This is a genomic window from Bacillus sp. G1(2015b) (assembly GCF_001482475.1).
Taxonomy (GTDB): Bacteria; Bacillota; Bacilli; order Bacillales; family Bacillaceae; genus Bacillus; species Bacillus safensis.
The window spans coordinates 122,912-137,273 of the sequence record NZ_LKIC01000023.1 but is presented as its reverse complement, the minus strand read 5'-3'; the positions used below and the strand labels follow the sequence as shown (position 1 = coordinate 137,273).

Here is a 14,362-nt window from a genome sequence, read left to right as displayed (position 1 = left end):
CTCCTTTTTACTTTAATTCGACGATGGTAACGCCTGATCCTCCCTCGCCTTGTTCCCCAAAACGAGCATTTTTCACACTTCGGTGCTGTTTCAGTAATTCCTGAACCCCTTTTCTAAGGGCGCCAGTTCCTTTTCCGTGAATGATCGACACACGAGGATAACCAGCTAAGACAGCATCATCTAAATATTTCTCGACTCTGCTTAAGGCATTTTCATAACGCTCTCCCCTTAAGTCGAGCTCAAGCGATACATGATAATCTTTTCCTTTGACTGCCGTAATGGCCTTCTCCTGCTTAAATTCAGGTGCCGATTTGATAAATTCCATGTCTTTTTCTTTTACTTTCATTTTCAGAATGCCCATTTGGACACTCCATTCTTTGTCACCTGTTTGTTCAAGCAGCGTTCCTTTTTGCCCGAAGGTGAGCACCTTCACTTCGTCGCCTGATTTTAGCTGTCTTGCTGCTTTTTTCACCGGCGCTGGCTTTTTCTTTCGGTCAAACTCAGGCACTGCATCTTCAAGACGCTTTCTCGCATCGATGAGTTCATGCTCTTTGAATGAGCGATGCTCATTTTTTATCGACCGAAGCTCTTGAATGATGTCTTCTGCTTCTTTTGAGGCTTGTTCAATTTTTTTTGCCGCTTTTTGTTCAGCTTCTTCAAGCAGTTTGTCCTTTTGCTCATTCCATTCAAGAATTTGTCTCTGTAATTCTTTATGAAGCTTTTCAGCTTCTTTTCTATAGACTTCTGTCTCATGCAGCTCTTCTTCTGCTTGTTTCTTGCTGTCTTCTAATGAAGCAATCATTTGGTCTACTTCATTATGCTCGGCATGCATATCCGCTTTTGCCCGGTCAATGAGGTGATCTGGCAAACCAAGACGTTTAGAAATTTCAAATGCATTACTTCGTCCTGGCACACCGATGAGCAAGCGGTACGTTGGTGATAAGGTTTCAATGTCAAACTCCACGCTCGCATTTGTGACACCTTCTCGGTTATATCCGTATGCCTTCAGCTCAGGATAGTGAGTCGTTGCGATGACGCGTGCATTTGTTTGATGCACCTCATCTAAGATACTCATGGCTAGTGCAGCACCTTCAGCAGGGTCTGTTCCTGCCCCTAATTCATCGAATAACACGAGTGAGTTAGATGTCAAATTCTTTAAGATATCCACAATATTGACCATATGAGATGAGAACGTACTCAAGCTTTGCTCAATCGACTGTTCATCTCCAATATCAGCAAAGACTTGGTCGAATACAGCCACTTCCGAGCCTTCTTCAACTGGAATATGAAGCCCTGCCTGCGTCATAAGCGTCAGAAGACCAAGCGTTTTCAAGGTAACGGTCTTACCCCCTGTATTTGGTCCAGTAATGACGATGGTTGAAAAAACTTTGCCGAGTTCAATGTCATTTGCCACAACCTGATCCCTAGGCAATAGAGGATGTCTTGCCCGCTTTAAATAAATCTCCCCTTGATTGTTCACAGCAGGCTTTGTCGCTTTTTCTGCCTTTGCATATTTAGCTTTCGCAAAAATAAAATCTAACGTCTGGAGCTCCTTTACGTTGTGAAGCAGTTCCTCAATATGTTCTGACACCCTCGCTGTCAGCATTTGAAGGATCTTTTCGACCTCTTGTTTTTCTTTTAAACGGGTTTGCTGCAAGGTGTTATTTAAATCCACGACCACTTGCGGCTCGATAAAAAGAGTTGCCCCAGATGATGACTGATCGTGAACAATTCCGCCGTAATTCGAGCGGTACTCCTGCTTTACTGGAATCACGAACCGATCATTACGAATAGTGACAATCGTGTCTGACAGCATTTTTGAAGCAGATTGTGAGCGAATCATGGATTCTAATTTATCTCGAACTTTTGATTCAAGTGAGCGTAATTGAATCCGCAATGAACGAAGTGCCGAAGTGGCATGATCGAGAACTTCTCCATTATCTCCGATACAGCTTTCGATTTCTTTTCTGACTTCTGGCAGTAAAATCAGTGTCTCTGCATATGTATGAAGGCGCGGTATGTCTACACCATCTTCATACATAGACATGAGAAAATGTTTCATATTCTTCACAGCATATAATAGTCCTGCAATTTCCATGAGCTCAGATGGGCTTAATGTACTTCCGATTTCTGCCCGTTTGACCCCGCGTCTAATATCCGTTAGCCCGCCAAATGGCGCAGATCCCTTTAAACGGATGACATCCTGTGCTTCTGCTACCTCTTCCAGCAAATGCTGAATGGTTTCTATATCCGTCAGCGGCGTTAAATCCTGCGCTCTTTCTTTTCCTAATGAGGATGCGGTATAGGACATGACTTTTTCTTTTACTTTATGAAATTCTAATGATGCTAACACTTTTTGTTGCAGCATGGTCCAGCCTCCTAACGACTACCTGTCACGCGTTAAAAACTTTTTGATCTCGTTTAGAGAAAAAGTATTCACGACATTTGCTTTTGGTGTCCAGCCTTTTCTTGCAGCTGTTACACCAACTTCCATATGATCCAGCATGGCGATATTGTGTGCATCTGTATTGATCATGATGTTCACACCTGCTTCGTTTGCTTTCATTAAATGCTCTGTTTTCAAATCAAGTCTTGACGGGTTGCTGTTGAGCTCTAGTGCAGTTCCCGTTTTCTTCGCAAGCTCTATGAGCTGATCTATATTTAAGGCATAGCCGTCTCGTCTGCCGATCAAACGGCCTGTTGGATGTGCAATTAAATCTACATGCTGATTCCGCAGGGCATTTTCAAGGCGCTCCATGATGACTTCCTCCGGCTGAGAAAAGCTAGAATGGATAGACGCAATCACAAAATCCATGTCTGCTAAAAAGTCATCATCATAATCTAATGATCCATCCGGGAGAATATCCATTTCGACCCCTTTGAAAATGTGAAAATGCTCGAATTCTTGATTGAGCTTGTCAATTTCTTTTGCTTGCAGACGTAAACGTTCTTTTGTTAAACCGTTTGCTACTTTTAAATATTGCGAGTGATCTGTAATCGCCATGTATTCATAGCCTTTTGCGATACATGCCTCTGCCATTTCACGAATAGAAAATGCGCCATCACTCCAAGTCGAGTGCATATGAAGGTCGCCTTTAATATCTTTTAGCTCGACAAATTGCATACTTTCTTTATACGTATCAATCTCCGCTCCGGTTTCACGAATTTCTGGCGGAATGAGCGGAAGTTGAAAATGCGCATAAAAAGCGGCCTCGTCTTCGAACGTTTTTACTTCTCCAGTTTCAATTGTTTCCACACCATATTCACTAATACGCTCTCCGCGTTCCTTCGCCAGCTGACGCATTCGAATATTGTGGTCTTTTGAGCCAGTGAAATGATGCAGCGTTGTTGCAAATTGGTCTGTTGTCACAAGCCGGAAATCTACACTGATCTCAAAATCAAGGGCAAGAATGACAGATACCTTCGTATCACCGCTTGCGATGACGTCTTTGACATCTTGAAGTGCAACGAGCTGCTCTCTGACTTGTTCAGGATTGTCAGTCGCGATGATATAATCTAAATCTTTGACTGTTTCCCGTGCACGTCTTAAACTGCCAGCTCTTGAAAAACGAAGAATCCCCTTCAACTGTTCAAGCGCATGATCAATCCGCTCTGCCACATCTAATGCAAAGCCAATTGGCAGTCGTTCTGGCTGTTTTCCAGCCTCCTCAAGAGCGGCGAGTATCTTTTCTTCGGTTTTTTTACCGAAGCCTGCAAGCGCTTGTACTTTTTCCGCTTCGCATGCTTCTTTTAATGATTGTGCATCATGGACACCAAGCTCTTGGTAAAGCTTAGCAATCTTCTTCCCGCCAAGTCCTTGCAATTTTAAGAGCGGGACAAGTCCTTCAGGCACTTCCTTTTTTAATTGTTCAAGTGTTTCTGATTGTCCTTTTTCGATATACTCTGTGATCACAGCAAAGGTTCCTTTTCCAATGCCGGGTAATGCTAATAGATCATCTATTTGCGAAAGGCTGCGGTCGTCTTGTTCCAGTGCCGCCGCTGCTTTACGAAAGGCAGAAATTTTAAAAGGATTATCTCCTTTTAGCTCCATATATACTGCAATTGTTTCAAGAAGTTTGATAATATCTTTTTTATTCATCTCTCATCCTCCAGCCGCTTTGGCATCTTCCTATATAAATATACAAACTTTCCCTTCATCCTACAACTTTCTGTCATGGAATGAGAAAAAACTTCTCCAGGAAAGGAGAAGTTTTTAAACTCCATACGTCGACCATAGGTCTTTGACAAGACCGGACAGGTAAGGGGTGTTGTTTACGATCACATCTGCTAACATTGATTTGCTCATCATTGTCTGCAGTGCATCTACTGGTAGTAATGCAGCGACAAACAATAGAATAAAAACAAATAGATAGGTTTCAAGAAATCCTAATACACCGCCAAGCAGTTTGTTCACCTGCTTAATCACAGGTATACTTGCAATGGTTGTGAGCAATCCGCCAATGATGGCGAGCAGGATTTTGGTCAAGATAAACAGAATGATAAACGCAATGGTATTATAATAAGCTGTTTCTAGATTTCCACTAAAGAAAGCGAGCTGCGGTTGACCGCCGCTAAAATTAGGTGCTGGAATCCACGTAAGCTGTGGTGCAAGTGACTGATAAAACATGGAAGCCACTAAGATAGAAACAACAAAGCTGATCAATTTAATAAATTGAAGAATAAACCCGCGTTTTAGACCGACAAGCGTTCCCATAAGAAGCAAAAACAAAATGATGATATCGATCACGGTAATTTCATTCCTTTTCTTTTAGCTGAATCTCTAATTTTTCGTATTGCTCTTTTAATTTCAAGTAGTCGTGGACGACATTGACTGCTGTCAGTACAGCTAATTTGTTTATATCAAGGTATGGATTTTTTTCATTTATTTCTCTCATTTTATCATCAACAATTGACGCAACATGTCGCATATGCATCTTCGTTTCTTGTCCGATGATCGTATAGGACTGTCCGTAAATCTCAACTGTTGTTTTCGTTTTACCGCCGTCAGACAACGTTTCTCCTCCATTCCACGAGAATCCTAGTCTCTATCATAACATGTTTAGACATTGAATGGAAAGACGAGCCCTTCCCTGTTATGGTACACTTTAGAAATCAATGATATCAAGGTAAAAAGGAGTTATCCACTGTGCCCCAATCCGTTTTAAAAGCAACATCAGAAGACCTCAAAAAGATGAAGAGCGCGTATGCGCACCATTTAACAGACACTTTGCCGCCAGGTGCCCTCTTTCAAGCAAAAGTCCCTGGCTGTACGATTACAGCCTATCGATCTGGGAAAGTGCTCTTTCAAGGACAAAGGGCAGAAGCTGAAGCCAGTCAATTCAGCCATTTACAAGCAGCTGATACGAAAAGTCAAAAAGCACCTGCTGTCACAAAATACAGTCCGCCGCCCGACATTGCTTCCATGTCGGTCATCGGTTCAGATGAAGTAGGTACAGGAGATTATTTCGGACCGATCACAGTCTGTGCGGCCTATGTTGATGCCAGCCAGCTTGCTTTAATGAAAGAGCTTGGCGTAAAAGACTCAAAAGGATTAAAGGACCCGCAAATTATCAACATTGCCAAGGATCTCATCAAAACCATTCCGTTCAGCCTTCTCGTCCTCCGAAATGAAAAGTACAATACGATGCAGGAAAAGGGCATGAGTCAAGGAAAAATGAAGGCACTGCTTCATAATCAAGTCATCACCTCTGTGCTAGAAAAACTGGGCGGACAGCAGCCTGAGGCTATTTTGATTGACCAGTTTGCAGAACCAGGCATTTATTTCAGGCATCTGGCTGGGAAAAAAATCATTCGGGAGCGGACGTATTTTAGTACAAAAGCAGAAGGCATCCATTTGTCAGTCGCTGCGGCTTCCATTATCGCAAGGTACGCCTTTTTAATTGAAATGGACAAATTATCAAAGGCTGCAGGCTTTGACATCCCAAAAGGAGCCGGCCCTCATGTAGACAAGGCCGCCGCCAAGCTCATCAAGCTGCATGGTGAAGATGCTTTACGTCAATTTACAAAGCTGCATTTTGCCAACACACAAAAAGCGAAAAAAATGCTATAAAAAAAGCTAGGGCCATGAGGCCTTAGCTTTTTTTCTTTAACCGCGTAAGACGGCTTGATACGTATCTTCTAGTGCTTTCAAAACTTTTGTATGAACAGCTGTGACTTCTTCCTCGGTCAACGTTTGTTCAGGGTTTAAATATTGAAGAGAGAATGCAACAGATTTTTTGCCTTCTTCCATATGTTCCCCTTCGTACACATCAAATACAGAGAGGTCTGTGAGTAGATGACCACCTGCTTCATAGATAACTCGCTCCAGCTGTCCGCTTGAGATATGCTGATCGACAACAAGTGCGATATCTCTTGTTACAGCAGGGAATCTCGGAATCGCTGTATATTTCATATCCTTCGTTTCAGATGTCATCACATCTGTTAAATCAAACTCGAACACATACGTTTCTTTTAAATCCAATTCTTTTTCAACAACTGGATGCAGTGCGGCAACAAAGCCAATGACTTTACCATTTAAGTGAACATCTGCTGTTCGACCTGGGTGAAGACCCTCACGCTCTGCTTGAACATATGTGATTTGGTCTGACACACCAAGCTTTTCGAACAATCCTTCAGCAATTCCTTTCGCTACATAAAAATCGACGGCTTTTTTCTCACCCTGCCAAAGATTTTTATGCCATAAGCCTGTCAGCGCACCAGCGACATGTTCTTTTTCCACTGGTTTTGCTCCTTCAGCTTCTGCTAAGAAAACAGATCCCGTTTCATAAAATCCAAATGAATCGGCTTGTCTTGCCAAGTTATATGCAACAGAATCAAGTAAGTTTGGCAAAAGACTTTGTCTCAGCACACTGCGTTCCTCACTCATTGGCAGAGAAAGCCTCGTTTCATAAGCTGGATGCAGGGCAAAAGCTGTGGACTTATGCTGATTCGTCAATGAATACGTAATCGCTTGAGAAAGTCCTGCGCCCTCTAAGAAACGTCTTACCTTTCTGCGCTTCACTTGGTATGACGTGAGACCGCCAACCGTGCCAGCTGTCGCAGGCAGTGTAGATGGAATATTATCGTAGCCGTATAATCTTGCGACTTCTTCAATGAGGTCTTCTTCAATCGTAATATCCATTCTGCGGGAAGGAACTGTTACGACAAGAACATCATTTGATTCGCCCACCGTGAAGCCTAGTTTGTTGAAAATCTGAACCATATCTTCTTTTGAAATGCTCATTCCAAGCACCTTGTTCACACGCTCAGTTGATACGTGGATGACATTCATACTTGCTTCAAGGTGATTTTCCTCAACTGTACCGCTTAGCACTTCGCCGCCTGCATACATGCTGATCAATTGAGCTGCTCTTTCTGCTGCCGACTTCGTACGCTGCGGATCGAGTCCTTTTTCAAATCGTGTGCTTGATTCACTGCGAAGTCCTAAGTCTCTAGATGCTTGACGGACTGTTTGACCGTTGAAATATGCCGCTTCTAAAAGAATCGTCGTCGTCTCATCACGCACCTCTGATTCAAAGCCGCCCATGACGCCTGCTACCGCGTGCGCTTTCGTTCCATTCGTAATGACAAGATGCTTTGATGACAATGTACGCTCTTGTTCATCGAGTGTTTGAATGATTTCGCTATCAGTTGCTTTACGAACGACCACCTGTTTTGAACCAAAGCGGTCATAATCAAAGGCATGAAGCGGCTGGCCGTATTCAAGCAGTACAAAATTTGTAATATCCACGACGTTGTTAATTGGACGAATGCCTGCATTCATCAATCTTGTTTGCATCCAAAGCGGTGCTGATCCAACCTTTACATTTTTAATGATCTTTGCTGCATAAAGTGGATTCGCTTCTTGATCCTCAATTTTTACAGAAATATAGTCTGCTGCTTTTTCAGAAGAAGTGTCATGTGCTGTTTCAGGAAGCTTGATGTCTCTTCCTAAAATGGCCGCAACCTCATAAGCGACACCTAGCATATTCAGGGCATCGGCACGGTTTGGTGTTAAGCCAAGCTCAAGTACCGCATCATCTAATTGAAGTGCTTGAAGGGCATCATCCCCTGGTTTCACGTCATTCGGGAAAACAAAGATGCCTTCTGCATATTCTTTTGGTACGAGCTTGCTCTCTACGCCTAATTCTTGCAGAGAACAAATCATGCCATGAGACTCTTCACCGCGCAGTTTTGCTTTTTTAATTTTAAAGTTGCCAGGAAGGACTGCACCTACTGTTGCGACGGCCACATGCTGTCCTTTCTCCACATTCGGAGCCCCGCAAATAATTTGCACCGGTGCGTCTTCGCCGATATCAACAAGACATTTGTTTAATTTATCTGCATTCGGATGCTGTTCACGTTCAATGACGTGTCCAACGACAACCCCTTTGATGCCTTCACCTTTATATTCAACGGCTTCCACTTCAATTCCGCTTCTTGTGATTTTTTCTGCTAGTTCATCTGGCTTGATGCCTTCTAAATCGACATAGTCTTCTAACCATTTATATGAAACAAACATGTTGATTTCCTCCTCTTAGTCCTGCTTGAATTGCTTTGTGAATCTAATGTCATTTGTGTAGAAATGGCGAATATCATCAATGCCGTATTTCAGCATCGCAATCCGTTCCACACCCATTCCAAAAGCAAAGCCTTGGTAAGTTTCTGGATCAAATCCGCTCATTTTCAGGACATTCGGATGAACCATTCCTGCACCTAAAATCTCGATCCAGCCTGTTCCCTTACATACAGAGCAGCCCTTCCCGCCGCATTTAAAGCAAGACACATCGACTTCAACAGACGGTTCTGTGAATGGGAAAAAGCTTGGACGCAGTCTAATTTCACGATCTTCTCCAAACATTTTTCTTGCGACTGTCTCCAGCGTTCCTTTTAGATCACTCATGCTAATATTGTGATCGACGACAAGCCCTTCAATTTGCATAAATTGATGTGAATGAGTCGCGTCATCACTGTCACGTCTATATACTTTCCCAGGACAGATGATCTTCACAGGACCTTGTCCTTTATATTTCTCAAGTGTACGTGCTTGCACTGGTGATGTTTGTGTTCTCATCAGTGTATCTTCCGTAATATAGAAGCTGTCCTGCATATCACGTGCTGGATGCTCCTTTGGAAGATTCAATGCTTCAAAGTTATAGTAATCCGTTTCCACTTCAGGACCTTCTTCAACGGTATAGCCCATTCCGATAAATAAATCTTCAATGTCTTCGACAACTATCGTTAATGGATGTCTTGCCCCTATTTTGATTGGACTTGCCGGCAAAGTAACATCGATCGTTTGAGAAGCAAGTTTTTTCTTTACTTCTTCTGCTTCCAGCTGTTCATTTTTTTCAGCAATGGCACCAGCAATCTGCTCTCTTACTTCGTTTGCGAGTGCACCCATTTTTGGTCTTTCTTCCGCGGAGAGCTTGCCCATTCCGCGAAGTACTTCTGTAATCGGTCCTTTTTTCCCTAAATATTGAACCCGAATGTCATTGACCTCTTTGAGCGAGCTAGCTGCTTCAACCTTCGCTATCGCCTCTGTTTCAAGCTGTTTTAACGTTTCTTGCATGAGTGTAATCCTCCTTTTGATATACAAAACCGCTCGGATAAACGGCTGTTTGATCGTTTGAAGACAATAAAAAAACCCGTCCCTCCATAAAAGAAGGGACGAGTTGTGGTCGCGGTACCACCCTTGTTAAGCACAAATGCATGTGCGAATAAGCTTCATTGACATAACGGAATCAAACGAATCCGGTTCACCTTTACGCAAAGCAACGCCTGCGGTCCCGGTGACAACTCCAGAGGTGAATTCCTGTTTCAGCATTCCTTAAATGCACTTTCAGTCTACGATGCATTCTCCCTATAAGGCCGCTTCTTGAAACAATCTTCCTCTATCATGGTTTTTAAAATATTAGTTTTATTATAGTGAAAATGAACGCATGTTGCAACATTATCCACGCAAATGATAGACAAGAACAGCTGCTGCAACAGCTACATTTAATGATTCTGCCTGCCCATACATTGGTACATATAAATTTTGGTCTGTCATTTGCAGAATCTCTGGATCAATACCAGCTCCTTCATTTCCAACAATTAATGCAAATGGGCCTTCTGCCGTTACGCTTTTATACTCTTTCGCATCTTTTAAGGCACTGCCGTATACAGGTAAGCCTCGTTCTTTCAGTTTCATGATTGCCTGTTGAAGGGATTGCTTTAAGATAGGCAGGTGGAAATGAGACCCTTGTGCGGAACGGAGCGTTTTTCCGTTAAACGCATCAACTGTTCCTTCTCCTAAGATCACAGCATCAAGACCAGCGGCATCTGCTGTTCGAATGAGTGTGCCTAAATTCCCCGGATCCTGCACTGCGTCTAATAAAAGAAGCCGTTCAACCTTCTTTTCTTCAAAAACAGGAACTGTACAGACAGCGGCAATGTGCTGAGGCGTTTCTGTTTCTGTCATGGCAGAAAAGGCCTCTTCGCTCAGTTCATAAAGCTCAATGTCAGGCTGGATATGAGGAGGAAGCCTATCGGGCGAAGTGACCATTAATTCCTTCACGATCCCGCTCTTTAATGCTTCTTCGACTAAGTGTATTCCCTCAACGAGAAACAGCCCCGTTTTCGTTCTTTCTTTTTTCGTATGGAGCTTTTTCCACTGTTTAATGTTTGTGTTTTTAGCTGATTCTATATATTTCAAGCGACGTTAACTCCTTTAATTATCATGAATTTATTATATCTCATGCACACTACATAATAAACCTGTCTTTGAGACAGAATAGGGCTATTACCATCAAAAAAGGAGTGTGGGCAATGGATTTTAATTTAAGAGGCGCAGTCATTCAAAACATTACTGGCCATAATCAAGAACAGCTTGAACATACGATTTTAGATGCTATTCAAAGCGGCGAGGAAAAAATGCTGCCAGGTCTTGGCGTGTTGTTTGAGGTGCTATGGCAAGAAGCATCAGAAAACGAAAAAAATGAGATCCTTGAAACACTAGAGCAAGGCTTAAAGCCTCAGCAGCAGCAATAAAAGAAGCCGGTTTGCTTATAAAAGCAAGCCGGCCTTTTTCATTTAGCCAGTGATAGGCGTTTCCATTCGAAGCGCTGGATCACGCCAGATTTCAACCCATTTTTTAATCGCAAACACAATAATCACAAACCCTAAGATCAGCATGATGATCGAAAGCACCGCATTCAGCACACTATAGCCGGATGCTTCAGGATTGAGATATACATTCGCTACCATCCAATAGCCTGCATAATTTACCGTCACATATAAGTAAGCAAGCGGAATTAAACAAGTCAGCATATAACGTCTTTTATCTGCAATTTTTAATACAACCGTTGCCCCGATGATCAACCCAACCGAAGCCATTAACTGGTTTGAAACCCCAAACAGCGCCCAAATAGACCCGATGTCACCTGAGTAAAGTAAGTATCCCCACATAAAACAAGCAAGAGCACTTGCAAACACCGAACCTGGTACCCAGTCAGTTCGTTTAAGCGGTTTATATGCTTCACCTAAGAAGTCTTGAATCAAATAGCGTGCCACACGTGTCCCCGCATCAATAGCCGTTAAAATAAAAACAGCCTCAAACATAATGACAAACTGGAAGAAGTAAGAAGCCAAATGACTAAAGAACGGAATTCCCGTAAAGATATACGCCATCCCTACCGCTAATGTTACGGCACCACCCGTTCTTCCTTCTAAATCAAGGCCGATTTCCTTACTCAGCTGCGGAAGGTTTTCAACGCTCATACCGAGTGTCCGGAACACTTCTGGCGTACTGTTTATCGCAAAATAATCTCCTGGATGCAGGGCCGTAGCCGCAATTAAAGCCATAATCCCAACTAAGCATTCGACCAGCATTGCACCAAACGCAACAGGCTTCATATCACTCCAGCGGTCCAGCATCTTAGGTGTTGTCCCTGAACCAACAAATGCGTGGAAACCAGAAATGGCACCGCAAGCAATGGTAATCGAAATAAATGGCCAGACAGGACCAGCTAATACAGGTCCTCCTCCGTTCACAAACTCTGTAAACGCCGGGAATTGAATGGACGGATTCACCACAAAAATGCCGGCAATCAGCGCAATGAATACACCAATTTTCATAAAACTACTTAAATAGTCCCTCGGTGCAAGCAGCAGCCAAACTGGCAGAGCCGCAGCAAAAAAGGCATAGATCGGCAGGGCAAGAGCAAGCGTTTTTGTATCAAGTGTTAAAAAATCACCTAGTGCCGTTCCTTGAATATTTGGACCAAGGAATACACCAAACATCAGCAAAATAAATCCCGCAGATGTCGCCAGCTTTAAATTGCCTGTTTTTTTATAATACAGTCCAACCCCCATCGCAATCGGAATCGTGATTCCAACTGCAAATGTCCCCCAAGGGTTTCGTTCTAAAGCATGAAGCACAACCATAGACAAACCTGCCATTGTGATTGTAATAATAAACAGCATCGCAAGCCCTGTACAAAACCCTGCAACAGGCCCCAGCTCTTCCTTCGCTACCTCTGATAATGATTTCCCCTTTTTACGCATCGACGCAAATAAGACGACTAGATCATGTACAGCTCCGCCTATGACTGCACCAATTAAAAGCCAAAGGAGACCAGGTAAATACCCAAATTGAGCGGCTAAAATCGGACCCACTAACGGACCAGCAGCTGCAATCGCAGCAAAGTGATGCCCAAATGTGACCCATTTATTTGTCGGCACATAATCTTTCCCGTCCTCTAGTAGGTGAGCCGGTGTAGGATGATCATCTGTCACCTTTAATACCTTGACCATCATAAATGTGCCATAAAGACGATAGGCAATCGCTAAAATACACATAGATCCTATTACAATTGTAACCGCATTCATTTAACCATCCCCTTTGTATAAACAATTTGTTACAAATATAACATAAATTGATTGATTTTTCTTTCTTTTAAAACCAAGTTGACAAATAAGAATAATATGTTTATTCTTAAGGTAGCTTCACCTACTTCCATAAACTCTCTTTTGGCAGGGCATTCTATGGCTCTGTCCTTTTTATTGCTTTCATCTTACAAAAATAAACGCTTGATCACATGTGCCTTATTCACTAGGAAATATTCTCTTCTTTTGCCAAAAACAGTTCTTTTGGCGCATCTTAAAAAACACCGTTCATTTCCTGGGAAATTCAATAAAAAAAGCCTTTCCCCTGCTGAGGAAAGGCTTCCTTACTTATGAACCGTACGTAATTTGTTCGACAGTTTTTTGATCAAGTCTTTTGATCACTTCTGTTAAAAGCTTCACTGCATTTTCATAATCATCTCGGTGAATCATTGCAGCATGGGTATGAATATATCTGCTCGGAATCCCGATAGATAGTGATGGAACACCATGACCCGTTAAATGAATACCGCCAGCATCTGTCCCGCCGCCAGGCATTGAGTCATATTGATAAGGAATGTTCAGCTCATCCGCTGTTTGGACAACAAAATCACGAAGTCCTTTATGAGAGACCATTGAAGCATCAAATACAACAATCGTTGGGCCTTTGCCAAGTTTGCTTGTTGCTTCTTTCTCAGTGATGCCTGGTGTATCTCCTGCCACACCTACATCAATGGCAAATCCAATATCAGGCTGAATTGTAGCCGCTGCTGTTTTAGCTCCGCGCAGGCCTACTTCCTCTTGGACAGTTGCGACGCTGTAAGCAATATTCTCATGCTGAGCGTTGTGTAAGTTTTTCATGACATCAATTGCCGCGGCACATCCAATGCGGTTGTCCCACGCTTTTGCAAGGAGCATTTTTTCATCATTCATGACTGTAAACTCAAAGTAAGGAACGATTTGATCTCCAGGCAGCACACCCCACTCCATTGCCTGTTCTTTGCTTGAGGCCCCAATATCAATAAACATATCCGTAATCTCAATTGACTTTTTGCGAGCTTCAGGTGACAAGACGTGTGGTGGTTTAGAACCAATGACCCCTGTAATCTCTCCCTTTTTCGTTACAATGGTGACACGCTGAGCGAGCATGACCTGTGACCACCAGCCGCCGACTGTTTGAAAACGAATGTAGCCTTTGTCATCAATTTTTGTCACCATGAATCCTACTTCATCTAAGTGACCTGCGAGCATAATTTTAGGCCCGTTTGCGTTTCCTTCCTTTTTAGCGATCAAGCTGCCAAGGCGGTCTGTAGAGACTTCATCTGCATATGATTCTATGTATGTCTGCATGACTTTTTTGACATCACGTTCGTTTCCTGGGATCCCTTTTGCATCCGTTAGGTCTTTCAGCATAGTTAATGTTTGATCCAGCTTTGTCATTCCATTTATCCTCCTTTATCTTCATGGTGCATTCTTATTATACAAAACCTCTTTCGTT

The 14,362-nt window shown here is 42.8% G+C and carries 11 protein-coding genes; 2 read left to right on the top strand and 9 right to left on the bottom strand.

Annotation, left to right across the window (positions count from 1 at the left end):
- Positions 1–7: 7 nt before the first annotated feature.
- The 4 genes from AMR95_RS11270 to zapA form a co-directional block, all read right to left on the bottom strand.
- On the bottom strand, positions 8–2,365 hold the full coding sequence (locus AMR95_RS11270) for an endonuclease MutS2 (protein ID WP_058838331.1): 2,358 nt from the start codon (positions 2,363–2,365) through the stop codon (positions 8–10).
- A 21-nt stretch (positions 2,366–2,386) separates the two neighbouring features.
- Complete coding sequence (polX, locus tag AMR95_RS11265) at positions 2,387–4,099, bottom strand: DNA polymerase/3'-5' exonuclease PolX (RefSeq protein ID WP_058838301.1); 1,713 nt, start codon at positions 4,097–4,099, stop codon at positions 2,387–2,389.
- A gap of 114 nt (positions 4,100–4,213) precedes the next feature.
- Positions 4,214–4,747: a CvpA family protein gene (locus AMR95_RS11260; protein WP_024423226.1), complete on the bottom strand. Its 534-nt coding sequence runs from the start codon at positions 4,745–4,747 to the stop codon at positions 4,214–4,216.
- A 7-nt stretch (positions 4,748–4,754) separates the two neighbouring features.
- Positions 4,755–5,012, bottom strand: coding sequence for a cell division protein ZapA (gene zapA, locus AMR95_RS11255; RefSeq protein ID WP_012010831.1), 258 nt, complete (start codon positions 5,010–5,012; stop codon positions 4,755–4,757).
- A gap of 134 nt (positions 5,013–5,146) precedes the next feature.
- Between zapA and rnhC the strand changes: the two genes are divergently transcribed.
- Positions 5,147–6,070 carry a ribonuclease HIII gene (gene rnhC / locus AMR95_RS11250; RefSeq protein WP_082672228.1) on the top strand — a complete coding sequence of 308 codons (924 nt, stop codon included), beginning with the start codon at positions 5,147–5,149 and terminating at the stop codon, positions 6,068–6,070.
- Between the two features lie 36 nt (positions 6,071–6,106).
- Here rnhC and pheT read toward each other — a convergent pair whose 3' ends face one another.
- The 3 genes from pheT to AMR95_RS11235 form a co-directional block, all read right to left on the bottom strand.
- Positions 6,107–8,521, bottom strand: a complete 2,415-nt coding sequence (gene pheT, locus AMR95_RS11245; RefSeq protein ID WP_058838300.1) for a phenylalanine--tRNA ligase subunit beta — start codon at positions 8,519–8,521, stop codon at positions 6,107–6,109.
- Between the two features lie 15 nt (positions 8,522–8,536).
- A complete protein-coding gene (gene pheS / locus AMR95_RS11240; protein ID WP_047202641.1) occupies positions 8,537–9,571 on the bottom strand; it encodes a phenylalanine--tRNA ligase subunit alpha in 1,035 nt (344 codons plus the stop codon).
- 381 nt (positions 9,572–9,952) lie between these two features.
- Positions 9,953–10,696 carry a TrmH family RNA methyltransferase gene (locus AMR95_RS11235; RefSeq protein WP_058838299.1) on the bottom strand — a complete coding sequence of 248 codons (744 nt, stop codon included), beginning with the start codon at positions 10,694–10,696 and terminating at the stop codon, positions 9,953–9,955.
- 113 nt (positions 10,697–10,809) lie between these two features.
- On the opposite strand from AMR95_RS11235, the gene sspI reads away from it, so the two are divergent.
- Positions 10,810–11,031: a small acid-soluble spore protein SspI gene (sspI, locus tag AMR95_RS11230; protein ID WP_024425725.1), complete on the top strand. Its 222-nt coding sequence runs from the start codon at positions 10,810–10,812 to the stop codon at positions 11,029–11,031.
- Between the two features lie 42 nt (positions 11,032–11,073).
- Here sspI and cstA read toward each other — a convergent pair whose 3' ends face one another.
- Together cstA and AMR95_RS11220 are read right to left on the bottom strand one after the other, a co-directional pair.
- Positions 11,074–12,870 carry a carbon starvation protein CstA gene (gene cstA / locus AMR95_RS11225; RefSeq protein WP_039180524.1) on the bottom strand — a complete coding sequence of 599 codons (1,797 nt, stop codon included), beginning with the start codon at positions 12,868–12,870 and terminating at the stop codon, positions 11,074–11,076.
- A 345-nt stretch (positions 12,871–13,215) separates the two neighbouring features.
- The gene (locus AMR95_RS11220) at positions 13,216–14,304 is read right to left on the bottom strand and encodes a M42 family metallopeptidase (protein ID WP_039180527.1); all 1,089 of its coding nucleotides are present in this window, start codon (positions 14,302–14,304) and stop codon (positions 13,216–13,218) included.
- Between the last annotated feature and the right edge of the window lie 58 nt (positions 14,305–14,362).

Excerpts from the sequence above, each read along its gene's own strand:
- polX (WP_058838301.1), bottom strand. The coding sequence starts at position 4,099 with ATGAATAAAAAAGATATTATCAAACTTCTTGAAACAATTGCAGTATAT.
- pheT (WP_058838300.1), bottom strand. The coding sequence starts at position 8,521 with ATGTTTGTTTCATATAAATGGTTAGAAGACTATGTCGATTTAGAAGGC.
- pheS (WP_047202641.1), bottom strand. The coding sequence starts at position 9,571 with ATGCAAGAAACGTTAAAACAGCTTGAAACAGAGGCGATAGCGAAGGTT.
- sspI (WP_024425725.1), top strand. The coding sequence starts at position 10,810 with ATGGATTTTAATTTAAGAGGCGCAGTCATTCAAAACATTACTGGCCAT.
- cstA (WP_039180524.1), bottom strand. The coding sequence starts at position 12,870 with ATGAATGCGGTTACAATTGTAATAGGATCTATGTGTATTTTAGCGATT.
- AMR95_RS11220 (WP_039180527.1), bottom strand. The coding sequence starts at position 14,304 with ATGACAAAGCTGGATCAAACATTAACTATGCTGAAAGACCTAACGGAT.